Below are 21,499 nucleotides of genomic sequence, written 5' to 3'. Positions count from 1 at the left end.
GAACTGCCAGGCATCAAATTAGCAGTAAACCGGGGTATGAAGCCGGCAGAAGTAGAAAAAATTCGGTGGAGCGGTAGTTCAGTCGGTTAGAATACCTGCCTGTCACGCAGGGGGTCGCGGGTTCGAGTCCCGTCCGTTCCGCCACTTATTGAAGGCCCTGAGCATATGCTCAGGGCTTTTTCTTTTGTTTTGAATTTGTCATTGTTGCCAGAATCGCAAAAATCCTCTGCATTTTTCACTCTTTTTCTCCCCGTCTGTACTCGTGATAATCCTCTGACTAGATAAACAAAGCCCTTAATGAGGAAAATATGACAATCCCTGCATTTGGTTTAGGTACATTCCGTCTGAAAGATGACGTCGTTATTGCATCTGTTAAAACGGCACTGGAGCTTGGCTATCGTGCTATTGATACTGCACAGATCTATGACAATGAAGCAGCGGTAGGACAGGCTATCGACGAAAGTGGCGTCCCGCGCAGTGAGTTGTTTATCACAACCAAAATCTGGACGGAAAACCTAAGCAAAGAAGCGCTGATTCCAAGCCTTAAAGAGAGCCTGAAAAAGCTTCGTACTGATTACGTCGATCTCACCTTGATCCACTGGCCGTCTCCGCAGGATGCCGTGTCTGTCGAAGAGTTTATGCAGGCGCTGCTGGAAGCGAAAAACAGCGGATTAACGCGAGCAATTGGCATTTCTAACTTCACCATTCCGCTGATGGAGAAAGCCATTGCAGCGGTAGGTGCAGAAAATATTGCGACCAATCAGATTGAACTCTCTCCGTATCTGCAAAACAGGAAAGTGGTTGAGTGGGCGAAACAGCACGGCATTCATATTACTTCCTATATGACGCTGGCCTACGGTAAAGCGCTGAAGGATGAGGTCATTAACCAGATTGCTGAGAAGCATAACGCAACGCCAGCACAGGTTATTCTTGCGTGGGCAATGGGTGAAGGCTATGCGGTGATCCCATCCTCTACGAAACGTGAAAACCTGGCGAGCAATCTTCAGGCGCAGGAGCTTATCCTGGATGAGGCTGACAGGGCTGCGATTGCGAAACTGGACTGCAACGATCGTCTGGTCAGCCCGGAAGGTCTTGCACCAGAGTGGGATTAATCAAAGAGGGGGCATTCATGCCCCCTCTTTACTTTTCCGCTGAGCTTCATGTTCGCTCAGAAAATCAATAAAGGCGCGGATCCGCGTACTCACTGCACGATCGCTGTAATAGACAGCACTGAACGGCATTTCGACCGGAAGCCGTTTATCTGCCAACAGTTCGACAAATTCCCCGCTGGCAATCTCATTATCGACCATAAAATCTGACAGGCACGCGATGCCATTCCCTTGCAGACAAAGCTGCTTCAGTGTTTCACCGCTGTTTGAGGATATCCCACACTGAATTTCGTGCAGCTGCCCGTCGCAGCACGAAACCGGCCACATATTGAGCGATACCGGCTCGGTAAATCCGATACAAAGGTGCTGCTTCAGTTCTTCTACCGTTTCTGGTTTTCCGTGACGAGCAATGTAGTCCGGTGAAGCAATGATCTTCCTGAGGCTGCTGAAAAGAGGGCGAGCGCGAAGGCTTGAATCGGCTAATGTTCCCACGCGGATAGCCACGTCAACCTTACGCTCAATCAGGTTGATAAACGTCTCAGAAGAAACCAGCGACAACGTAATTTCCGGATAACGCTCCCGGAACGGTTTGATCAGCGGCATCAGATAATGCAGCACTACCGGGGTGGCGGCATCAATCCGCAGTAGTCCACGCGGTGTATGACGAGCTTCCATCAGTTCATTCTCTGCGGCAGCCATCTCCTGCAGAACGCCCTGCATACGGCGAAAATAGCGCTCACCTTCTTCCGTCAGGCTGAGCTGACGGGTAGTACGATTCAGCAGGCTCACGCCAAGCTTCGATTCCAGCTTTTTCACCGCACGACTGACGGCCGAATTGGCCTGTCCTAACTGCTCTGCTGCGCGACTAAAACTTCCGCTTTCCACGACAGCGACAAAGATAGCTATTTCTTCGGATGTGGCTCTCATTATTGCTTCACCTGCAAAATTCTATTGATACTTTAACCATTTTTGTTATTTAAACACCGGCGCATACTGCGTGTCATCTTAATCCTGAATGATACGGAGTAAATTATGCCTCTGGCGCTACTTGCACTAACGATCAGTGCCTTTGCAATTGGCACGACTGAATTTGTCATTGTGGGTCTGGTTCCCACCATTGCTGAACAACTGTCTGTTTCTTTACCTTCTGCCGGGCTGCTGGTCTCTATCTATGCTCTTGGCGTGGCCATTGGTGCCCCGGTCCTTACGGCCTTAACCGGGCGTATGCCGCGTAAACAGCTGCTGCTGGCGCTGATGGTGCTCTTTACCGCCGGGAATCTGCTGGCGTGGCAGGCTCCGGGCTACGGGACGCTGGTGATTGCCCGCCTGTTAACCGGCCTGGCTCACGGTGTTTTCTTCTCCATTGGCTCGACCATTGCGACAAGCCTGGTGCCGAAAGAGAAAGCGGCATCTGCGATTGCCATCATGTTTGGTGGCTTAACTGTCGCGCTGGTTACGGGGGTGCCTCTGGGGACATTCATCGGTCAACATTTTGGCTGGCGTGAAACCTTCCTGGCTGTTTCCCTGCTTGGCGTGGTAGCGCTAATCGCCAGTGCTGTCCTCATACCTAAAAATATTCCGCAGCGCGCCACGGCGACGCTTCGTGAACAGCTTCAGGTGCTCATACACCCCCGCTTATTGATGATTTATGCAATTACCGCACTGGGCTACGGTGGCGTCTTTACTGCCTTTACCTTCCTCGCACCGATGATGCAAAACCTGGCCGGCTTCTCACCTTCTGCGGTGAGCTGGATCCTGCTGGGATACGGAGTGTCGGTTGCTATTGGCAACATCTGGGGAGGCAAACTGGCCGATAAACATGGTGCGGTCCCGGCTCTGAAAATCATCTTTGCGGCGCTGGTTGTCCTGCTGCTGGTCTTCCAGTTTACTGCTTCGGTACAGTATGCAGCGCTGGCAACGGTGTTGGTGATGGGGATTTTCGCTTTTGGTAACGTCCCTGGCCTGCAGGTATATGTTGTCCAGAAAGCAGAACTGTATACGCCTTCTGCGGTTGATGTGGCCTCCGGCCTGAACATTGCAGCCTTCAACGTAGGGATTGCTCTGGGTTCGATTATCGGTGGACAGACGGTGGAACATTATGGTCTGGCACAAACTCCGTGGATTGGTGCAGTCATTGTGATGGCGGCGTTCCTGCTGATTGGCATCAGCGGTCGCCTTGATAAGACCGTAAACGTGGCTATCGGCTAAGTCCGCATTTGCTTACAGTGTAACGAGCATCTTTCTGGAAAATGGCGTTGAAACCGTAAGCAAAAATCCCTATAACTGAAGAACCACTCCGCGATGGCGGCGTGGTTTTTCTGCTATTGAGGCCAGAAGTTTAACGTGCGAAAAAATACCTATGCCATGCGCTATGTTGCCGGACAACCGGTCGAGAGGATTTTACCTCCCGGCTCGTTTGCAACTATTGGCAAGGCATTGCCGGCAGGAGAACCGCTGAGCAGTGAAGAAAAAATTCGTGTTCTGGTATGGAATATCTTCAAACAGAAGCGCGCCGAATGGCAGTCGGTTCTGAAGAACTTTGGCAAAGATGCTCATCTGGTTTTGTTACAGGAAGCTCAGACGACACCTGAGCTAGTCAGATTCGCGACCACCAACTATCTTGCTGCCGATCAGGTTCCCGCTTTTGTCTTACCGCAAAATCCTTCTGGCGTGATGACATTGTCATCTGCTCATCCGGTGTATTGCTGTCCTCTGCGCGAACGCGAGCCGATTTTACGCTTAGCGAAATCGGCGCTGGTGACGGTTTATCCATTACCGGACTCCCGACTTTTGATGGTTGTAAACATCCACGCCGTCAATTTTAGCCTCGGTGTCGACGTGTACAGCAAACAGTTGCTGCCTATCGGCGATCAGATTGCTCACCATAGCGGGCCCATCATCATGGCTGGTGATTTTAACGCCTGGAGCCGCCCGCGTATGAATGCGCTGTATCGTTTTGCGCGCGAGATGTCGCTGCGCGAAGTCCGTTTTACCGACGATCAGCGCCGCCGCGCGTTTGGTCGCCCCCTCGATTTTGTGTTCTATCGTGGTCTGAATGTGCATGAAGCCTCCGTTCTGGTAACCAGCGCATCCGATCACAACCCTCTACTAGTGGAATTCAGTCCCGGCAAACCTGAGCGATAAAGGTAAGTCAGGTCTGCCGTGGGGCAGACCTGTGCACGTGAGGTGCTGCCCTTTTATTCATTCAACCAAGCAAGGACAACACAATGACCACACAAACTCACCATAATAATGTCGACAAGCAGTTTGGCTCTCAGGCAAGCGCCTATCTGACCAGCGCAGTGCACGCGTCCGGGCGTGATTTGCAGCGCCTGGGGGAAAGGCTGAGCGCATTTCCTCAGGCTCAGGTGCTTGATGTGGGCTGCGGAGCAGGCCATGCCAGCTTTGTGGCAGCAGCTAATGTATCCCGGGTGACGGCTTACGATCTGTCGTCACAGATGCTGGATGTCGTGAAGCAGGCGGCGACAGATAAAGGGCTGAGTAACATCACCACAGCTCAGGGTTATGCTGAAACTCTTCCCTTTGATGATGACGTATATGACGTGGTTATCAGCCGTTATTCAGCCCACCACTGGCACGATGTCGGGCAGGCGCTGCGGGAAATCAAACGCGTGCTGAAGCCGGGTGGGATCTTCATCATGATGGATATCATGTCGCCGGGCCATCCACTGCGGGATATCTGGCTGCAGACCATTGAAGCTTTGCGTGATACCTCGCACGTGCGAAATTACTCCAGTGGGGAATGGTTCTCAATGGTTAACGAGGCAGGACTGGTTACCGATAGCCTGATTGCGGACCGGCTGCCGCTGGAGTTCAGCTCCTGGGTGACGCGTATGAGAACGCCTGAAGCGCTGTGTACTGCGATTCGCCTGTATCAGGAGAGCGCTTCGCAGGAGGTGAGGGCGTACTTTGAACTGCAGGAGGAAGGGTCGTTCACCAGTGACACGCTGATGATTGAAGCCCATAAAGCGAAGTAAATAAAAAAGGCACCGGGGAATCGGTGCCTTTTTCGTTGAGCAGAGTATCAGGAATCGGGTCTGTCGCTGTTTTTGACATACAGCGTCAGCTGATCGCCCGGTCGCAGATTGTCGGTATCGCTGTTCCAGCGGACAACATCATTGATGTTGACGCCATGACGCTTAGCGATGCTCGACAGCGAGTCCCCTTTGCGAACGCGATAGGTAATACTATCGCTATTCTTCGCCAGACGGGATGCGCTGCTGCCTGCGCCTACGGTCAGGTTTTGACCGACTTTCAGCTGTGAGCCACGCAGTGAATTCCACTGCTGCAGATCCTTCGAGGTCACGCCTAAACGTGCCGCGATGCCTGAAAGCGTATCACCAGAACGAACCTTGTAACTACGGCTGGTCATTGGCGTGTTATCGGCCACCAGAGTCGGCTGAACGGCGGCAATTTCGCCAGACGCCAGAGACTCACGCAGCTGATCGGCATGCTTTTTCGGAACCATTACGTATTTTGGTCCGCTGGCACCGAGGGTCGAGCCCTTAACGCCGGCATTAAATGCCTTCAGCCTGGTGACTGAAATACCCGCCATATCTGCGACCTGCTTCACGTCTACTGGGTTATCCAGGCGAACGCGGGCAAGTGCACGACTCTCATCTGCCGTTGGCAGCTGAACGCCGTAGCGTTTGCTGTTCTTGAGAATATCGCTCAAGGCCAGCATCTTGGGTACGTAGATCTTCGTTTCCTGAGGCAAAGAGAGCGACCAGAAATCGGTTGGTTTCCCGCGCGATCGGTTCGCTTTCACTGCTTTCATGACCCGGCCTTCACCGCTGTTATAGGCCGCGACGGTTAACAACCAGTCGCCGTCAAACATCTTGTTCAGACGCTGCATCATGTCGAGAGCTGCCGTTGTAGAGGCAACCACATCGCGACGTGCATCGTATGCTCGGGTCTGTTTTAAACCATAATTGCGCCCTGTGCTCGGAATGATCTGCCAGATGCCTGCGGCATTGGCGCCAGACGTTGCATGGGGGTCAAAAGCGCTCTCCACTATGGGTAGTAGTACTAGTTCCATGGGCATGTTGCGTTTCTTAACTTGCCCGGCTATCCAGTACATATACGGCTCTGCCCGTAAAGTTACATCGTGGAGATAGCTCTTATTACGTAAATACTTCTGTTTCTGTTCGCGAATCCGGCCATTATCCGGAATTCCCATCTTTAGCTCGCCGCCAATGAAAGCCCACAAATCCTTATCCTGCGCATAAAACGTTCCGTCGTCCATCCATCGCGCTTGACTTGTAAACTTTCCTGCTTCCCCTTGACTAGCCGCAGAAAGGCTCTGTGCGTGCTGCTGTACGTTACCATCTCGATTAGCCTGGCAACCCACCAGCAGGACAGAGGCGAGTAATATCGCTCGTGCCTTCATGTGTGTGGTCAATAGTTGCTTAAAAGACGAGCAATCATAATGGCGAAAAATTAAAAAGGCAACCCTGAATGTCTAGAAGTTATCTTTCTTTGACCGTAACCATGCAAAACGCTGTTCAGGTTGTTGCAATTTTGTTTCTTTGTCTATTTCTTTAATTAAATCAATATCATTTGTGCGTAAAAATACATTATTACGTCGTTCATTTTTCAGAATTACGGGTAGTGTCATTTGGTTTTTTGCACGTAACTCCTTCACTTCACTGTAATAATCATTTATGGCTCGATCCTGAGGCAAAATGCTGAGCGCAAACTTCATATTTGCTAATGTGTACTCATGGGCGCAACATACAAGCGTATGGTCGGGAAGTGCACTTAGCTTTTGAAGTGACTGATACATCTGCTCCGCAGTACCTTCAAATAACCGCCCGCAGCCGCCAGAGAAGAGCGTGTCGCCGCAAAAAAGATAAGGATCGCTAAAGAAACATATGTGCCCCAGGGTGTGGCCTGGCGTGGCAATTACAGAAAATTCGCATCCCAAAATAGTGATACGATCGCCTTCCTTAACGATGTTCGTCGCCCCTTTATGTTGTGTCTCTTCAGGGCCATACACCACAAGATCCGGAAATGTATCCACCAGTTCCTTCACGCCGCCAACGTGATCGTTGTGATGGTGAGTGAGCAAAATGGCCTCCGGCTGCCATTGATGTTCGGCAATCGCCGCAAGCACCGGTGCCGCTTCGCCCGGATCTACAATCAGGCAACGACCCTCGTCCTGATTCAGAACCCAGATGTAGTTGTCCTGCAACGCAGGAATACTGTTAAGATTCATAAATTACCTCTCATAATGTCGCGGAAGGTGTGATGAAACCGGCAAGGATACCTCTGAAAGCCACGGCTCCCCGCCACTGGGCTGAAATGCCCTGGGGCGAATACTATCGCGAGGCGCTGGAGCAACAGCTGAAGCCGTGGTTGGCAAAACTGTATGGATTTCATCTGCTTAAGATTGGCAATTTGAGCGCGGAAATCAATACCGATGCGTGCGCTATCTCTCATCAGGTTAACGTCTCCCTGGATGGCAACCCGGTGCAGGTGAAAGCAGATCCGCTGTATTTGCCCTTTGCGGAAAAATCAGTGGATGCCTGTTTACTGGCGCATACCTTGCCCTGGTGCTCTGATCCGCACCGTCTGCTGCGCGAGGCCGATCGTGTGCTGATTGACGACGGCTGGCTGATTCTGACCGCCTTCAACCCGATAAGCCTGATGGGCTTGCGCAAAATGGTGCCGGTTCTTCGTAACCGTATGCCTTATAATAGCCGGATGTTCAGCCTGATGCGTCAGCTCGACTGGCTGGCGCTGCTTAACTTCGAAGTATTGCATCAGGGACGCTTCCAGGTGCTGCCCTGGACGAAACAGGGCGGGCGACTCCTGAGTACGCATCTCCCGGCTTTGGGATGTTTACAGGTGATTGTGGCGCGTAAAAGGACGGTGCCGTTAACGCTCAACCCAATGCGCCAGAGCAAAGCGAAAACGCAGTTGCGTCCGGCGGTCGGAGCCACAAGGCAGTATCGTAAACCTCAGGATTAGTTTTCCGGCTTGTAGCCCGTATCTTCCTGCGTCGGGCTCATTGCTGCGGCGCGGGCAAGCTCATCGCAGCGTTCGTTTTCCGGGTGGCCCGCGTGGCCTTTTACCCACTCCCAGCGAATTTTGTGCTCGCCAAGCGCGGTATCCAGTCGCTGCCAGAGATCGACATTTTTCACCGGTTTTTTATCCGCCGTTTTCCAGCCGCGTTTTTTCCAGTTGTGGATCCACTGGGTAATTCCCTGGCGCACATACTGGCTGTCGGTGCTCAGCACCACTTCGCAATGCTCTTTCAGCGCTTCAAGCGCCACGATGGCCGCCATCAGTTCCATCCGGTTATTGGTGGTCAGGCGATAGCCTTCGCTGAAGGTTTTTTCATGCTGACCGTAGCGTAAAATTGCGCCATAGCCGCCGGGTCCTGGGTTACCGAGGCAGGAACCGTCGGTGAAAATTTCTACCTGCTTAAGCATCTCTGGTAGACTTCCTGTAATTGAATTCGACGTAAACGGTAAGTCTGACATAAATGAGCGACATGAGCACTGCAATTACCCGCCAGATCGTCCTCGATACCGAAACCACCGGTATGAATCAGATCGGTGCGCATTACGAAGGGCACAAGATCATTGAGATCGGTGCGGTTGAAGTGATCAACCGCCGCTTAACAGGAAACAACTTCCACGTTTATCTCAAGCCCGATCGGCTGGTGGATCCGGAAGCTTTTGGCGTTCACGGGATCGCCGATGAGTTTTTGCTGGATAAACCGACCTTCGCCGATATCGCCGATGAATTTATCGACTACATCAAAGGCGCCGAGCTTGTCATTCATAACGCCTCGTTCGATATCGGCTTTATGGACTATGAATTCGGCAAGCTGAACCGCGGTATCGCAAAAACCAATACTTTTTGTAAGGTCACCGATAGCCTCGCGCTGGCGCGTAAGATGTTCCCCGGTAAGCGTAACAGCCTCGATGCGTTGTGCTCACGCTATGAAATCGATAACAGCAAACGTACGCTGCACGGCGCATTGCTCGATAGTCAGATCCTGGCCGACGTCTATTTGCTGATGACCGGCGGGCAAACGTCTATGACTTTTGCGATGGAAGGGGACAGTGCTCAGCGGGCAGGGGATACCGGCATTCAGCGTATTGTGCGTGCGGCAAGCCAGCTAAGAGTGATTTCCGCCACGGATGAAGAGTTAGCTGCCCATGAAGCGCGCCTCGATTTGGTGCAGAAGAAAGGCGGCAGCTGCCTCTGGCGTGCCTGAGCAGCGTTCAGATGCGTTAAAAAGCAGCGCGTGGGCGATTTTTGCAGCAAACGGTTCAAAACCTGAGAAAAAGCGTTGACGCTGGATCGAGGAATACGTAATATTCGCCTCGTTCCCAAGGGAACAGTGGAGCGGTAGTTCAGTCGGTTAGAATACCTGCCTGTCACGCAGGGGGTCGCGGGTTCGAGTCCCGTCCGTTCCGCCACTATTCGAGGCCATGCTATTCAGTAGCATGGCCTTTTTCGTATCTGTGTTTTCTGGTATGCCTGTCCAGTATGCCGTTCCCGCCCGGCAAAGTGCAAAGCGATGCCCTGAAGCAACCCTGGACCGTTGTGATGCCAGCCCTGTGCCTTAGCTATCGGTTGATTTGCTGACTGATTGCCATGCGTCAATATCGGCGCTCATCTGCCGGAGTTTATCCCTGACGAAGGTCACAGCGTCGCTGCCTAAAAGCAGGGAGGTCGGCGGCGTCGGAGAATCCACGAGCTGTAAAATCGCCCAGGCAGCCTTCTGCGGATCGCCTGCCTGGTGGCCGCTGCGCTGTATTCGCGTATCGCGAATGGGGCCAAAACTCTCATCGTAATCGCTGATGCTGCGCGGAGAGCGCACCATTGAGCGCCCGGCCCAGTCGGTTCGAAAGGAGCCCGGCTGAATGGCAGTCACTGCGATATTAAACGGCTTTAGCTCCTTAGACAGGGTCTCAGAAATCCCTTGCAGGGCGAACTTGCTGCCGCAGTAGTAGCTGATACCGGGCATGGTGATAAAGCCGCCCATTGAGGTGATGTTCAGAATATGCCCTGCGCGGCGCGAGCGGAACCAGGGCAGAAAGGCCTTAATCGTTGCCACGGCTCCAAATACGTTGACGTTAAACTGTGCCAGAATCTCGCTCATGGGTGACTCTTCCATGATCCCTTCGTGGCCGTAGCCGGCGTTATTGACCAGCACGTCGACCGCGCCGACCTCATGTTCCACGGCATCCACCATGGCGGGAATAGCGTCGAAGTCGGTGACGTCGAGGATGCGGCCCACGCAGCGCCCGGGAGCCAGGGCTTCAAATTCAGTCCGCGCCCGTTCGTTTCTTACCGTTCCCACGACCCGATGCCCTGCCTTGAGCGCCTCTTCCGCCAGCGCGCGCCCTAAGCCGCTGCTGACGCCGGTGATAAAAAAGAGTTTTGCTGTATTCATCGATTGTTCCTCCGTTTGCCAGAGGGGAAAGGATACGGCGGGGGGAGGGGAAGCGTAAGATCCGATTCTCTCTGATGTTTGCCTGTTTCTATGAACGCTCTGGACGCCGTCAATACCGGATGTCAGACTTGAGGAACTCGCCACCTCACTGTCGCAGGCTATATGACCGATGACGCATCACCCATCACCCGCGAGATGGTCAGGCTTCTTGAGCGCCTGACCCCGCATGAGGGCTATACGCTTACCGCTTTACCGGACGTGCGCTTTCTGCGCTCTAACCGACCACTGCTGCGCACCCCGGTGCTGTACGAGCCGGGGATCGTGATTGTGGTGCAGGGAAGGAAGCGGGGCTTTCTGGGAGAGGATGTCTATTTGTATGACGCCCGGCATTATCTGATGGTTTCCCTGCCGGTGCCGTTTACCATGGAAACGGATGCCAGCGCCGATGAGCCGATGCTGGCCATTTACATCCGGCTTGATTTCAACCTGGCCGCGGAGCTGATGCTGGATCTGGATGAGCGCGGTATGGCCGCTGCCGCCGCACCGCCGAGAAGCATGATGTCGAGCCCGATGGATGAGGCCCTCAGCCGTTCGGTTTTGCGTTTTCTGGAGATCATGTCCGATCCGCTTGATGCCGACATTCTGGGCCACTCCCTGCTGCGGGAGCTGTACTATCGTGTGCTGACCGGCGAGCAGGGACAGACGCTTCGCAGCGCGCTTAACCTGCGGGGCCAGTTTGGCAAAGTGGCAAAAGCGCTGCGCAAGCTGCACGCGGAGTATGATTCAAACCTGGATGTTCCGGCATTGGCGAAGGAAGCCCGGATGAGCGTACCGACGTTCCACAGCCATTTCCGGGCCGTCACCAACACTTCGCCGATCCAGTATCTGAAGTCGACACGCCTGCACCAGGCCCGGCTGCTGATGCTACGCAACGATCTTACGGCCTCTGCGGCCAGCGCCCGGGTGGGCTATGAAAGCGTGTCTCAGTTCAGCCGTGAGTTCAAACGGCTGTTCGGACTGAGTCCGGTACGTGAGGTGGAGCGTATGAGACGCACCTTTTCCGTTCCCGCACCGGTTACGCCCTCAGAGTACGTTTCCTCACACTAAGCGCGGCGTATCCCGGGATGATTATCGTGCGTGCCTTCAGGGGCGGAGGAAGTCCCTGAGGGCCGCTGTTCCCGGTTCTGTACGATTTTACCAATCTCCGCCGTATGCCGCTCTCCCCACTGGCACAGCGGTGCCAGCGCGCTGGCCAGCGACTGGCCGAAGTGAGTCAGCGAATACTCCACCCGGGGTGGGATCTCGCCATAGTCGGTACGCTCGACGACGCCGTCCAGCTGCAGCTCCTTAAGCTGTTGAATCAGCACTTTATCGGTCACTTTGCCGACCGCGCGCCTCAGCTCACCGTAGCGGTGAACGTTGTGGGCGAGGTGGAAAAGTACCAGGGGTTTCCACTTGCCCCCCAGCACAATTAAAGCGGCCTCAAGACCGCAGCTAAACTCTTTATTTAACATGCTCGCCGCTCTTTACATGGTACTTACCAAAAGGTGCATACTATACTAAATGACTAACGCTATCTATGCTATGGCCTCCACCACTGAGGAGGTCGATATGAGTAAGTTAGCGGGAAAAGTCGCGGTGATTACCGGCGGCAACAGCGGAATTGGTCTGGCAACGGCGAAGCGTTTTGCGCTGGAGGGGGCGCAGGTGGTTATCACCGGGCGCAGGCAACAGGCGCTGGATGAGGCGAAGGAACTCATCGGGCACGACGTGATGGCTATTCAGGGCGATATTGCCAACCTTGCCGATCTGGAACGCATTTTTTCTCAGATCGGCGCCGTAAAAGGGAAAATTGATATCCTCGTTGCTAATGCCGGGCTGGGTGAGGTTCAGCCGCTCGGGGAGATCACTGAGGCATCCTACGAAAAGACCTTTGGCGTGAACGTTAAGGGGACGCTTTTTACCGTACAGAAAGCGCTTCCGTTGATGTCGTCAGGAGGATCGATTGTCCTCACCGGCTCAACGACCGGCTCGATGGGTACGCAGGCCTTCAGCGTCTACAGCGCCTCTAAAGCGGCAATTCGCAACTTTGCCAGAAGCTGGGCCCTGGATCTGCGAGGCACGGGGATTCGCGTCAACGTCCTGTCTCCCGGCTCAACCATCACCCCCGGTCTGCTTAACGTAGCGGAAAGCACCGGGCAAAAGGAGGCAATGCTGGCAGATTTTGCCCAGCAAACGCCGCTCGGCAGAATTGGCGATGCGGATGAGATCGCTGCCGCCGCGCTGTTCCTCGCCTCCGACGACAGCAGCTTTATGACCGGCAGCGAACTGTTCGCTGACGGCGGGCTGGCCCAGGTGTGATAGTCAGGCCACAGCCGCTTCTTCGGCTGTGGCCTGAGCATCAGGTTGAAGTGGAAAATGCCCCGCTGCCCTCAAAACTGATAAACCCGCGTTTCCCAGTGATGCAGCCGGTAAGGCTCGTCAATCTGTGCAGCGTTCCCCAGCACACACTTCGCACCTTCAAGGCTGAGCTCGCTCTGCGGCCAGTGTGCAGATTTGGACGACAAATTACACAGCACCAGAAACGTCTCGTTGCCCAGCTCACGGGTATAAGCATAGATCTGCGGGTGATCCGCCAGCGCCAGCTGATAGCGGCCATAGATTAGCGTGCGCTCTTTTTTACGCAGGGCGATCAGGGCCCGATAAAAATTGAGCACCGAATCGGGATCCTGCTGCTGAGCGGCGACGTTAATGATGACGTGGTTGGCATTGACCTGAAACCAGGGCTTAACCTCACTGAAACCGGCATAGGTCGAGTGATCCCACTGCATAGGCGTGCGCGAATTGTCGCGCCCGGTGTGGGTGAGGAAAGCAATGATTTCCTCTTCGCTTTTGCCCTGCGCCGCCATATCCCGCCACATGTTTTTCGCTGAGACATCATCGAAGTCGGCCAGGTTATTAAAGTGGGTGTTGGTCATGCCGATTTCCTGACCCTGATAGATAAACGGCGTGCCCTGCATCAGAAAATAAAGCACCGCGAGACAAGTCGCACTTTCCCGCCAGTAGTGCTGGGTATCGCCCCAGCGTGAGGTGATTCGGGTTAAATCGTGGTTTTCGACGTACAGCGCATTCCAGCCTTTGCCCTCCAGCGCCTCCTGCCAGGCGGTGAAGATTTTTTTCAGCTGAGCGGGAGAGGGGCGGATCCCGGCTTCGGTTTCCCACAGCCGTACGTGCTCGAACTGGAACACCATATTCAGACGATTGCGATGCTCGCCGACCCACTCCTCGGCGTGAGCGGAATCCAGGCCGTTTACCTCGCCAACGGTGACGATATCGTAGTGCTGAAAGACGTTGCGGCTCATGTCGTCGACGTAGTCCAGCAGCCCGTCGTAGTTGAGGTGGCTTTTCATTGACGGCACATAGCGCAGATTATCAGGGTTGGGCACATCGGCAAGCGTCGGCTCTTTTTTCATATGGCAGATGGCGTCGATGCGAAAGCCGTCGATGCCTTTGTCCAGCCACCAGCGCATCATCTCGTAAACCGCGCTGCGTACTTCCTGATTCTCCCAGTTCAGATCCGGCTGACGACGGGTAAACAGGTGCAGGTAATACTGTTCAGTGTGCGGATCAAACTCCCACGCTGAGCCTTTGAAAATGCCTTCCCAGTTGTTCGGCTCCGCGCCATTTTTCCCGTCGCGCCAGGTGTACCAGTCGCGTTTCGGATTGTCTCTTGAAGAGCGGGATTCCAGGAACCATGGATGCTCGTCGGAGGTATGGTTGACGACCAGATCGATAATCAGCCGCATCCCGCGGGCGTGAACTTCGGCCAGCAGGCGGTCGAAATCGGCCATTGTGCCGAACTCCGCCATGATCTGCTGATAGTCGCTGATGTCGTAGCCGTTGTCGTCGTTAGGCGATTTGTACATCGGGCAGATCCAGATCAGATCGATGCCCAGATCCTTCAGGTAGTCGAGTTTATCGGTGATGCCGTTGAGATCGCCAATGCCGTCGCCATTGCTGTCCTTAAAACTGCGCGGATAAATCTGGTAGGCCACGGCCTCTTTCCACCAGGTTGCCATCGTTATCTCCCGATCAGTATTGCGAAGGATTCATAAGGTTGGAGCTCGATGCTCGAGCCAAGCAGTTCGCGTGGGGCGTAATGGCTAATCACGCATTCGCCGTGCCAGCCGTGCATCTCTTCTGGCAGCTTCAGCATCACGCGTTTGCGGCTGAAGTTGTTTATCACCAGCAGCGTGTCGCTGCCGAGGGTTCTGAGCCACGCGAAAACCTGCGGGTGGCTGGCAAAGATCTGCTGAAAGTCGCCGTACACCAGAACAGGGTGCTGTTTACGCAGCGCCACCAGCTTCTGGTAATGCCAGAAAACAGAATCCGGATTCGCCAGCGCGGCGGCGACGTTGACTTCCCTGTAGTTGGGGTTCACGGCAATCCATGGTGTACCGCTGGTGAAACCAGCATTTGGGCTTGCGTCCCAGTGCATTGGCGTGCGGGCGTTGTCGCGCCCGTTGGCGTGGATGCCGAGCATCATCTCTTCATGGCTGACGCCTGCCTCCACCCGTTCGCGGTAGAGGTTCAGGGTTTCGATATCACGGTAGTCATGGATGGATTTGAAGCGCACGTTGGTCATGCCGATCTCTTCGCCCTGATAGATATAAGGCGTCCCCTTCAGGCAGTGCAGGGCGGTGGCGAGCATTTTGGCAGAGGCTTCGCGATACTCTCCCTCGTCGCCGAATTTGGACACCGCTCGTGGCAGATCGTGGTTGCTCCAGAACAGCGAGTTCCAGCCTTCGTGCGCCAGCGCCGTTTGCCATTTATCGATCACGGCTTTGAAACCCGACAGCTCAAACGGCCTGCTGCGCCACTTTCCGGCGTGCTCGTCCCAGAACTGCTTGATGTGGTCAAACTGGAACACCATCGACAGCTCATCGCGATCTTCAGCGCTGTAGAGCAGCGCATCCTCCGGCGAGGCGCTCCAGGCTTCACCGACCGTGACGTAATCACCTTTGCCGAAGGTGGCCCGGTTCATCTGGCGAATCAGCGCGTGCAGGTTTTTGCCGTTGGCCATGATTTGCTTATCGACCTCTTTGCCAATCAGGTCGATAACGTCCATGCGAAAGCCGCCAATACCGCGGGCGAGCCAGCGATTCATCATGGCGTGGACTTCTTCGTGTACGCGCGGGTTATCCCAGTTGAGATCGGGCTGGCGCTTTGAAAACTGATGCAGATAGTATTCACCGCTCGCCTCGTCGAACGCCCAGCCGCTGCCGCCAAAATAAGAACGAAAGCCATTCGGCGGCCCGCCGTCCGCTGCCGGTTTGCGCCAGATGTAGAAGTCACGGTATTGGCTATCGGGGGATTTTAGCGCTTCGAGAAACCACGGATGCTCGTCGGAGGTGTGGTTGACCACCAGATCCATCAGGATGTGGATATCGCGCCGTTTCGCCTGTTCGATAAGTTCGTCCATTCGGGCAAGGGTACCGAACTCGGCGGCGATATCTTCGTAGTCGGAGATGTCGTAGCCGTTATCGTCCATCGGCGAGCGATACACCGGCGAGAGCCAGATCAGGTTAATACCTAGCTGGTGGAGGTAATCGAGCTTACTAATGATGCCGCCGAGATCGCCGATCCCATCGCCGTTGCTGTCCATAAAGCTGCGCGGATAGATCTGGTACACCACGGCGCTGTGCCACCATTTTTGCTCCATTGCTTTCTCCTTTGAATGTCGGGTGGCGCTGCGCTTACCCGACCTACAAAACCCTTGCAGGGGGGATAAGCGTAGAGACATCCACCACTAAAGCCTTTGAAATGCCAGTCCCGCATCATCGAACAAATAGCAGCGCTCCGGCGGCAGGCGCAGGCCGAGGCGCTGATCGGGCGCGATTTCCAGCCGCGACGTCAGGCGCGTCACCAGAGGTTCGCTGCCATAGCCTCCGTTGACGTAGAGCAGCGTTTCGTTGCCCATCTGCTCGACAAACAGCACTTCGCCCTCCACATCCGCCACGGGCAGGTCAATCAGCTGAACGTGCTCCGGGCGGATGCCAAGCCATACGCGATCGCCAACTTTTCCCCTCAGCGTATCTATTGGCAGCACCATGCGCTGGCGGTTCTCCAGATCCACCCCCGTTTCGCTTTCGCTCGTTGCGGTGAGCGTGCCAGCAATCAGGTTCATCTTCGGTGAGCCAATAAACTGCGCAACGAACAGGTTGGCGGGGCGATCGTAGAGCTCAAGCGGAGAGCCGACCTGCTCTATATGGCCCTGATTCAGCACCACAATCCGGTCAGCAAGCGTCATCGCCTCCACCTGATCATGGGTGACGTACAGAATGGTGGCGTTAATACGCTTGTGCAGCGCGGCGATCTCCATGCGCATCTGTACGCGCAGTGAAGCATCAAGGTTTGAGAGCGGCTCGTCGAACAGAAACAGGCTGGGTTCGCGCACTATCGCCCGGCCAATCGCCACGCGCTGACGCTGGCCGCCGGAAAGATCTTTCGGCCGCCTGTCGAGCAGGTTTTCAAGTTGCAAAATGCGCGCACTGTTCCTGACTTTTTCATCGATCTCCTTGGCCGGGCGCTTTGCCATTTCAAGAGCAAACGCCATGTTCTGGTAAACCGTCATGTGCGGGTAGAGCGCGTAAGATTGAAACACCATCCCGATGCCGCGCTCGGAGGGGGAGTCATCGTTCACGCAAACGCCGTCGATGCGCATTTCGCCTTCGCTTATCTCTTCAAGCCCCGCCACCATCCGCAGCAGCGTCGATTTGCCGCAGCCCGAAGGGCCGACCACAACCACGAATTCGCCATCGCTGACGGTCAAATCCAGCGGCTTGATCACCTCCGAAGAGGAGCCGTAACGCTTGCTGATCTTGTCGAGTACCAGTTGCCCCATCGTTACCCCTTAATTGCTCCGCTGGTGAGCCCGCTGACGATACGTTTCTGAAAGATCAGCACCAGGATGATGATCGGCAGCGTCACCACCACCGATGCCGCCATAATGCTGCCCCATGGCAGCTCGAAGGTGGAGGCACCGCTGAACATGCTGATGGCTACCGGCACCGTGCGTTTGTCTCCGGAGATGATGAACGTCAGCGCGAACATAAATTCGTTCCACGCGCCGATAAACGCCAGCAGGCCCGTGGTGACCAGCGCCGGGGCGAGGATCGGCGCAAAGACGCGGCGGATAATGGTCCAGGTGCCTGCGCCATCGACAATGGCCGCTTCTTCGAGTTCGACCGGGATCGACTTCATAAAGGTGGTCAATACCCAGACGGTAAACGGCAGCGAAAACGTGGTGTAGGAGAGAACGAGCGCGCCAAGTGAGTCATACAGCCCCAGAAAGCGCACCAGTTCGAACATGCCGGTCAGCACCGCCACCTGCGGGAACATCGATACGCACAAAATGGTGAACAGCAGAAAGCGCCTGCCGCGAAATGGCACGCGGGCCAGCGCAAACGAGGCGGTGACGGAGACCAGCAGGCAGATGCCAACGGTGATGGTCGCTACCAGCACCGAGTTCAGCAGGCTGCGGGCGATACCGTTATCCACCAGCGCGACCACATAGTTGTGCCAGTGCCAGCCGCTCGGCAGATAGGCCGGTAAAAACAGCTCCTGTCCGGTGCGCAGCGAGGTCAGGATTGCGTAGTAAAACGGGAAAACGCAGAACAGCACGGCAAGCGTCGCGCCTGCGTAAATCGTGAGGTTTTTGCCAAAGCGTCGCTGGGTGCGCGTGGTTTTCATGGCCGCTTCTCCTTGTCGTTAAGCTTTGAGACGCGGATAAAACAGGCGGCAATGCCCGCCACCATCATAAAGACCAGCACCGACGCCGCGGAGCCCGCGCCCATATCCTGATAGGAGATGATCTGCTCGCGGGCGTAGCCGGAAACGGACATGGTGGCTTCGCTGTTGGAGGTCAGGACGAAAATCAGATCGAAAATGCGCATGGCGTCCATCACCCGGAAAATGACCGCCACGACCATGGCAGGCAGGATCAGCGGCAGCGTGATGCGCTTAAAGCGCTGCCAGGCGCTTGCGCCGTCCACGCGTGCGGCTTCGTAGAGATCGCCCGGGATCAGCTGTAGAGCCGCCAGGAGCATCAGCGCCATAAACGGCGTGGTTTTCCAGACGTCGGCGATCACCACGGCCCACATCGACAGCGACGGTTCCGCAATCCACGCCAGATGCGCCTGATAGCCGAAGATCTTCGCCAGCAGATCGTTCACTACGCCGTACTGATCGTGGAACATCCAGCCCCACATTTTGGCGCTGACGATGGTCGGAATAGCCCACGGCACCAGGATGGCGGTGCGCACCAGCCCCTGGCCGCGAAACTTCTCGTTCATCAGCAGCGCGAGCAGCATGCCGAGCAGCACTTCCAGACAGACGGAAACCACCGTGAACCACAGCGTGTTGCCTACAGCCTGCCACCAAAGCGGATCAGCCAGCACGCCGCTGATGTCGCCGTCATGGTTGAGGTAATAGTTAGCCAGCCCCACCATCTGATACTCGCCCGGGTTGTCGAGCATCGCGTTGGTGAAGCTGAAAAAGAAGGTGCGAGCCAGCGGCCATCCTGCCGCCAGCGCCAGTAATAAAAGGGCGGGCGCCACCAGTATCCATGCGATACGGCGGCGCCGCTGCTGATAGCCTGAGTGCGCCAATTAATGCCAGTCCTTGCCTTTCACGCGCTCCAGGCGCTTTTGCAGATCCGCCACCGCAGTTTTGCCGTCGCTGCCGCCGTTCAGCACCTTAAAGGTGACGTTGAAGATGGCGTTGGAGACGCGCGGGTACTGACTCCTGGTCGCAGTTGCCGGGCGCGGGACCGCATTGGCGAAGATCTCTTTGAACATCGTCAGGTGCGGCGCGCTTTCCATCACGGCTTTGTCTTCATACAGCGCTGAACGCGTCGGGGCAAAACCGAGATACTTCAGCTGCATTTTCTGCGAGTCGGCATCGGTGAGGATTTTCAGCAGCGCAATAGCCGCGTCTTTGTTTTTGGTGTTGGCGTTGATTGACCACTGCCAGCCGCCCAGCGCGTTGGCGGATTTGCCGTCCGGCCCGGCAGGCAGAGGGGCTACGCCCACTTTGCCTTTCAGCGGGCTATCCGCCCCTTGTGATAACAGGTAGGCGTATGGCCAGTTGCGCATAAAGAGCGCGTCACCGTTCTGGAATACGGCCCGTGACTCTTCTTCTTTATAGCCGAGTGCGCCTTTTGGCGTGATTTTGCCAATCCAGCCTGCGACCATGTCCAGCGCCGCCGCGGCCTTTGGATTGTTAACGGTCACGTTCCCTTTTTCGTCGATAAAGGTGCCGCCACCGTAGGAATCAATCCACTCCAGCGCGTTACAGGTCAGGCCTTCGTAGGATTTGCCCTGGAAGATCATCCCCCAGAAGTTGTTGTGCCCGGCCTTGCGCTCTTCGGCCTGAATTTTGGTGGCAATGCGGGTCAGCTCATCCCAGGTTTTTGGCGGCTGCTCGTTGTATTTTTCCAGCAGGTCTTTGCGGTAATAGAGCACGCCAGTGTCCAGATAGGCGGGGATAGCTTTGACCTTGCCGTTTACGGTGTCATTGGCCCACGGGCCCGGGAAGAAATCGCCCTTCATGTCGCTGACTGCGTCGGTCAGATCCAGAGTTTGCTTATCGAGCAGCCCGACCCAGATGGTGTCTGACTGGAACAGATCCACCGCTTTTTCATCTTTAGCGGCGAACAGCTGCTGGAGCAGGGCGAGCTTCTCGTCGGAGGCCGCCGGGAATTCAATAAACTCCAGCTTGTTGTGGGTTTGCTTTTCAAAACGGTCTTTGACGTAGCTGCAGTATTCCTTACCGCCGGGAGAGATAGGGCATTCCATACGCAGGGTGTCGGCCAGCGCCGCGTTTGCGACACCTGCCAGCGCTAAGGTCATCATACTTAACGTCAGTTTTTTCATTATGTCCTCGACTGTTCAGACGTAACCAGAGGTGGCGTATATAGAAAACGCCATCTCAAAAGCTAGTTAACAACGAGGCCAGGCAGCAAGTTAGCTGCCTAATCTTTGTGCTAAATCCGGATCTACCGCACGAACAGGATTTTTTTTCAGCGCTTCGCAGAAAGAAGCGCTAAGAGGGAAGTCAGTCGAGGGTGAAGGTGTCGGCATCCTGCCAGGCCGGGAATTTTTCGCGGTATTCCTTCAGCGCAGTTAGCGACAGCTCGGCGTGAATCAGCGTGGCCTGATGCGGCTCGGCTGTGGCGACGATCTCGCCCTGGGGATTAATCACCCGGCTGTCGCCGCGATAGTGATGCCCGTTGCCGTCGGTGCCGACGCGGTTGCAGCCAACCACGTACGCCTGGTTTTCAATGGCGCGTGCGGTGAGGAGCGCCTGCCAGTGCAGAGAACGCGGCGCGGGCCAGTTGGCGACGTACAGGATCAGATCGTAATCGTTGTGGTTACGTGACCATACGGGGAAGCGCAGGTCGTAGCACACCAGCGGCAAAATCCGCCAGCCGCGCCACTCAAACACCACGCGCTCGTCGCCAGCCTGATAGTGATGATGCTCATCGGCCATGCGGAACAGATGACGTTTGTCGTAGTGATGAATGGTGCCGTTGGGCTCAACCAGTAAAAAACGGTTAACCGGGCCGCGTTCGGTTTGCAGGGCAGCGCTTCCGGCAATCAGTGCATCGGCCCGCTGAGCTTTATCCTGCATCCAGGCAATGACGTCCGCCTCAGGTAGCGACTGAACGGCGGCCTCCATGGCAAAACCGGTGGTGAACATCTCCGGCAGGACAATCACGTCCCGCCCGCTGACGGCTTCCAGCTGACGATCGAAGTGGCGCAGGTTGGCGGGGCCATCCATCCACACCAGGGGCTGTTGCAGGACGGTTACTTTCAGGTTAGGCACGGTCTAAAACTCCCGATGTCAGGCTCACGATTCAGGCTTCTACCTTATCAGGGCAGGGCGAGAGTGC

21 protein-coding genes and 2 tRNA genes are annotated in these 21,499 nt (G+C 55.4%); 10 read left to right on the top strand and 13 right to left on the bottom strand.

Annotated features, from left to right (window positions below):
- Positions 1–67 precede the first annotated feature (67 nt).
- Both AB1287_RS22040 and dkgB read left to right on the top strand, forming a co-directional pair.
- A tRNA-Asp gene (locus AB1287_RS22040) sits at positions 68–144 on the top strand.
- A 164-nt stretch (positions 145–308) separates the two neighbouring features.
- A complete protein-coding gene (gene dkgB, locus AB1287_RS22035; RefSeq protein WP_312629359.1) occupies positions 309–1,112 on the top strand; it encodes a 2,5-didehydrogluconate reductase DkgB in 804 nt (267 codons plus the stop codon).
- A 15-nt stretch (positions 1,113–1,127) separates the two neighbouring features.
- On the opposite strand, the gene yafC is transcribed toward dkgB, so the two are convergent.
- On the bottom strand, positions 1,128–2,036 hold the full coding sequence (gene yafC, locus AB1287_RS22030; protein WP_435619112.1) for a DNA-binding transcriptional regulator YafC: 909 nt from the start codon (positions 2,034–2,036) through the stop codon (positions 1,128–1,130).
- A gap of 105 nt (positions 2,037–2,141) precedes the next feature.
- On the opposite strand from yafC, the gene AB1287_RS22025 reads away from it, so the two are divergent.
- The 3 genes from AB1287_RS22025 (at position 2,142) to AB1287_RS22015 (ending at position 5,107) form a co-directional block, all read left to right on the top strand.
- A complete protein-coding gene (locus AB1287_RS22025; RefSeq protein ID WP_435619111.1) occupies positions 2,142–3,317 on the top strand; it encodes an MFS transporter in 1,176 nt (391 codons plus the stop codon).
- 135 nt (positions 3,318–3,452) lie between these two features.
- On the top strand, positions 3,453–4,253 hold the full coding sequence (locus tag AB1287_RS22020; RefSeq protein WP_435619110.1) for an endonuclease/exonuclease/phosphatase family protein: 801 nt from the start codon (positions 3,453–3,455) through the stop codon (positions 4,251–4,253).
- 83 nt (positions 4,254–4,336) lie between these two features.
- Complete coding sequence (locus AB1287_RS22015; protein ID WP_435619109.1) at positions 4,337–5,107, top strand: class I SAM-dependent methyltransferase; 771 nt, start codon at positions 4,337–4,339, stop codon at positions 5,105–5,107.
- A 47-nt stretch (positions 5,108–5,154) separates the two neighbouring features.
- On the opposite strand, the gene mltD is transcribed toward AB1287_RS22015, so the two are convergent.
- Positions 5,155–6,519 carry a murein transglycosylase D gene (gene mltD / locus AB1287_RS22010; RefSeq protein ID WP_435619108.1) on the bottom strand — a complete coding sequence of 455 codons (1,365 nt, stop codon included), beginning with the start codon at positions 6,517–6,519 and terminating at the stop codon, positions 5,155–5,157.
- Positions 6,520–6,591: 72 nt separating this feature from the next.
- Positions 6,592–7,347 carry a hydroxyacylglutathione hydrolase gene (gene gloB, locus AB1287_RS22005; protein WP_435619107.1) on the bottom strand — a complete coding sequence of 252 codons (756 nt, stop codon included), beginning with the start codon at positions 7,345–7,347 and terminating at the stop codon, positions 6,592–6,594.
- A 32-nt stretch (positions 7,348–7,379) separates the two neighbouring features.
- On the opposite strand from gloB, the gene AB1287_RS22000 reads away from it, so the two are divergent.
- On the top strand, positions 7,380–8,102 hold the full coding sequence (locus AB1287_RS22000) for a class I SAM-dependent methyltransferase (protein ID WP_435619106.1): 723 nt from the start codon (positions 7,380–7,382) through the stop codon (positions 8,100–8,102).
- Here AB1287_RS22000 and rnhA read toward each other — a convergent pair.
- On the bottom strand, positions 8,099–8,566 hold the full coding sequence (gene rnhA / locus AB1287_RS21995; RefSeq protein ID WP_312629351.1) for a ribonuclease HI: 468 nt from the start codon (positions 8,564–8,566) through the stop codon (positions 8,099–8,101). The genes AB1287_RS22000 and rnhA overlap by 4 nt on opposite strands.
- A gap of 62 nt (positions 8,567–8,628) precedes the next feature.
- On the opposite strand from rnhA, the gene dnaQ reads away from it, so the two are divergent.
- Positions 8,629–9,360 carry a DNA polymerase III subunit epsilon gene (gene dnaQ / locus AB1287_RS21990; protein ID WP_435619105.1) on the top strand — a complete coding sequence of 244 codons (732 nt, stop codon included), beginning with the start codon at positions 8,629–8,631 and terminating at the stop codon, positions 9,358–9,360.
- A 128-nt stretch (positions 9,361–9,488) separates the two neighbouring features.
- A tRNA-Asp gene (locus AB1287_RS21985) sits at positions 9,489–9,565 on the top strand.
- Positions 9,566–9,711: 146 nt separating this feature from the next.
- On the opposite strand, the gene AB1287_RS21980 is transcribed toward AB1287_RS21985, so the two are convergent.
- The gene (locus tag AB1287_RS21980) at positions 9,712–10,545 is read right to left on the bottom strand and encodes an oxidoreductase (RefSeq protein WP_435619104.1); all 834 of its coding nucleotides are present in this window, start codon (positions 10,543–10,545) and stop codon (positions 9,712–9,714) included.
- 162 nt (positions 10,546–10,707) lie between these two features.
- On the opposite strand from AB1287_RS21980, the gene AB1287_RS21975 reads away from it, so the two are divergent.
- Positions 10,708–11,652: an AraC family transcriptional regulator N-terminal domain-containing protein gene (locus AB1287_RS21975; RefSeq protein ID WP_435619103.1), complete on the top strand. Its 945-nt coding sequence runs from the start codon at positions 10,708–10,710 to the stop codon at positions 11,650–11,652.
- On the opposite strand, the gene AB1287_RS21970 is transcribed toward AB1287_RS21975, so the two are convergent.
- Positions 11,649–12,059 carry a winged helix-turn-helix transcriptional regulator gene (locus tag AB1287_RS21970; RefSeq protein WP_435619102.1) on the bottom strand — a complete coding sequence of 137 codons (411 nt, stop codon included), beginning with the start codon at positions 12,057–12,059 and terminating at the stop codon, positions 11,649–11,651. The genes AB1287_RS21975 and AB1287_RS21970 overlap by 4 nt on opposite strands.
- A gap of 97 nt (positions 12,060–12,156) precedes the next feature.
- On the opposite strand from AB1287_RS21970, the gene AB1287_RS21965 reads away from it, so the two are divergent.
- Positions 12,157–12,906: an SDR family NAD(P)-dependent oxidoreductase gene (locus AB1287_RS21965; RefSeq protein WP_435619101.1), complete on the top strand. Its 750-nt coding sequence runs from the start codon at positions 12,157–12,159 to the stop codon at positions 12,904–12,906.
- A 71-nt stretch (positions 12,907–12,977) separates the two neighbouring features.
- On the opposite strand, the gene AB1287_RS21960 is transcribed toward AB1287_RS21965, so the two are convergent.
- The 7 genes from AB1287_RS21960 to AB1287_RS21930 all read right to left on the bottom strand — a co-directional run bounded on the left by AB1287_RS21960 (position 12,978) and on the right by AB1287_RS21930 (position 21,432).
- Positions 12,978–14,624 (bottom strand): alpha-glucosidase, encoded by a 1,647-nt coding sequence (locus tag AB1287_RS21960; protein ID WP_435619100.1) that lies wholly within the window; start codon positions 14,622–14,624, stop codon positions 12,978–12,980.
- A gap of 2 nt (positions 14,625–14,626) precedes the next feature.
- Complete coding sequence (locus AB1287_RS21955; RefSeq protein ID WP_435619099.1) at positions 14,627–16,267, bottom strand: alpha-glucosidase; 1,641 nt, start codon at positions 16,265–16,267, stop codon at positions 14,627–14,629.
- An 87-nt stretch (positions 16,268–16,354) separates the two neighbouring features.
- Positions 16,355–17,449: an ABC transporter ATP-binding protein gene (locus AB1287_RS21950; protein WP_312629302.1), complete on the bottom strand. Its 1,095-nt coding sequence runs from the start codon at positions 17,447–17,449 to the stop codon at positions 16,355–16,357.
- A gap of 2 nt (positions 17,450–17,451) precedes the next feature.
- Positions 17,452–18,297, bottom strand: a complete 846-nt coding sequence (locus AB1287_RS21945; protein ID WP_312629301.1) for a carbohydrate ABC transporter permease — start codon at positions 18,295–18,297, stop codon at positions 17,452–17,454.
- On the bottom strand, positions 18,294–19,214 hold the full coding sequence (locus AB1287_RS21940) for a carbohydrate ABC transporter permease (RefSeq protein ID WP_312629300.1): 921 nt from the start codon (positions 19,212–19,214) through the stop codon (positions 18,294–18,296). The genes AB1287_RS21945 and AB1287_RS21940 overlap by 4 nt, the downstream gene beginning before the upstream one ends.
- Positions 19,215–20,480: an ABC transporter substrate-binding protein gene (locus tag AB1287_RS21935; RefSeq protein ID WP_435619098.1), complete on the bottom strand. Its 1,266-nt coding sequence runs from the start codon at positions 20,478–20,480 to the stop codon at positions 19,215–19,217. It abuts the gene before it with no gap.
- A 181-nt stretch (positions 20,481–20,661) separates the two neighbouring features.
- Positions 20,662–21,432, bottom strand: coding sequence for an amidohydrolase (locus tag AB1287_RS21930; protein WP_435619097.1), 771 nt, complete (start codon positions 21,430–21,432; stop codon positions 20,662–20,664).
- Positions 21,433–21,499 lie beyond the last annotated feature (67 nt).

Origin of the sequence: Scandinavium sp. UTDF21-P1B, from assembly GCF_040750395.1 — a bacterium.
Taxonomy (GTDB): Bacteria; Pseudomonadota; Gammaproteobacteria; order Enterobacterales; family Enterobacteriaceae; genus Scandinavium.
The sequence above is the reverse complement of the archived record's forward strand: the minus strand, read 5'-3'. Positions and strand labels throughout refer to the sequence as shown.

Bases quoted from the DNA above. Each gene is read 5' to 3' on its own strand.
- dkgB (WP_312629359.1), top strand. From the start codon at position 309: ATGACAATCCCTGCATTTGGTTTAGGTACATTCCGTCTGAAAGATGAC.
- yafC (WP_435619112.1), bottom strand. From the start codon at position 2,036: ATGAGAGCCACATCCGAAGAAATAGCTATCTTTGTCGCTGTCGTGGAA.
- AB1287_RS22025 (WP_435619111.1), top strand. From the start codon at position 2,142: ATGCCTCTGGCGCTACTTGCACTAACGATCAGTGCCTTTGCAATTGGC.
- AB1287_RS22015 (WP_435619109.1), top strand. From the start codon at position 4,337: ATGACCACACAAACTCACCATAATAATGTCGACAAGCAGTTTGGCTCT.
- mltD (WP_435619108.1), bottom strand. From the start codon at position 6,519: ATGAAGGCACGAGCGATATTACTCGCCTCTGTCCTGCTGGTGGGTTGC.
- gloB (WP_435619107.1), bottom strand. From the start codon at position 7,347: ATGAATCTTAACAGTATTCCTGCGTTGCAGGACAACTACATCTGGGTT.
- AB1287_RS22000 (WP_435619106.1), top strand. From the start codon at position 7,380: ATGAAACCGGCAAGGATACCTCTGAAAGCCACGGCTCCCCGCCACTGG.
- rnhA (WP_312629351.1), bottom strand. From the start codon at position 8,566: ATGCTTAAGCAGGTAGAAATTTTCACCGACGGTTCCTGCCTCGGTAAC.
- dnaQ (WP_435619105.1), top strand. From the start codon at position 8,629: ATGAGCACTGCAATTACCCGCCAGATCGTCCTCGATACCGAAACCACC.
- AB1287_RS21980 (WP_435619104.1), bottom strand. From the start codon at position 10,545: ATGAATACAGCAAAACTCTTTTTTATCACCGGCGTCAGCAGCGGCTTA.
- AB1287_RS21975 (WP_435619103.1), top strand. From the start codon at position 10,708: ATGACCGATGACGCATCACCCATCACCCGCGAGATGGTCAGGCTTCTT.
- AB1287_RS21970 (WP_435619102.1), bottom strand. From the start codon at position 12,059: ATGTTAAATAAAGAGTTTAGCTGCGGTCTTGAGGCCGCTTTAATTGTG.
- AB1287_RS21965 (WP_435619101.1), top strand. From the start codon at position 12,157: ATGAGTAAGTTAGCGGGAAAAGTCGCGGTGATTACCGGCGGCAACAGC.
- AB1287_RS21960 (WP_435619100.1), bottom strand. From the start codon at position 14,624: ATGGCAACCTGGTGGAAAGAGGCCGTGGCCTACCAGATTTATCCGCGC.
- AB1287_RS21955 (WP_435619099.1), bottom strand. From the start codon at position 16,267: ATGGAGCAAAAATGGTGGCACAGCGCCGTGGTGTACCAGATCTATCCG.
- AB1287_RS21950 (WP_312629302.1), bottom strand. From the start codon at position 17,449: ATGGGGCAACTGGTACTCGACAAGATCAGCAAGCGTTACGGCTCCTCT.
- AB1287_RS21945 (WP_312629301.1), bottom strand. From the start codon at position 18,297: ATGAAAACCACGCGCACCCAGCGACGCTTTGGCAAAAACCTCACGATT.
- AB1287_RS21935 (WP_435619098.1), bottom strand. From the start codon at position 20,480: ATGAAAAAACTGACGTTAAGTATGATGACCTTAGCGCTGGCAGGTGTC.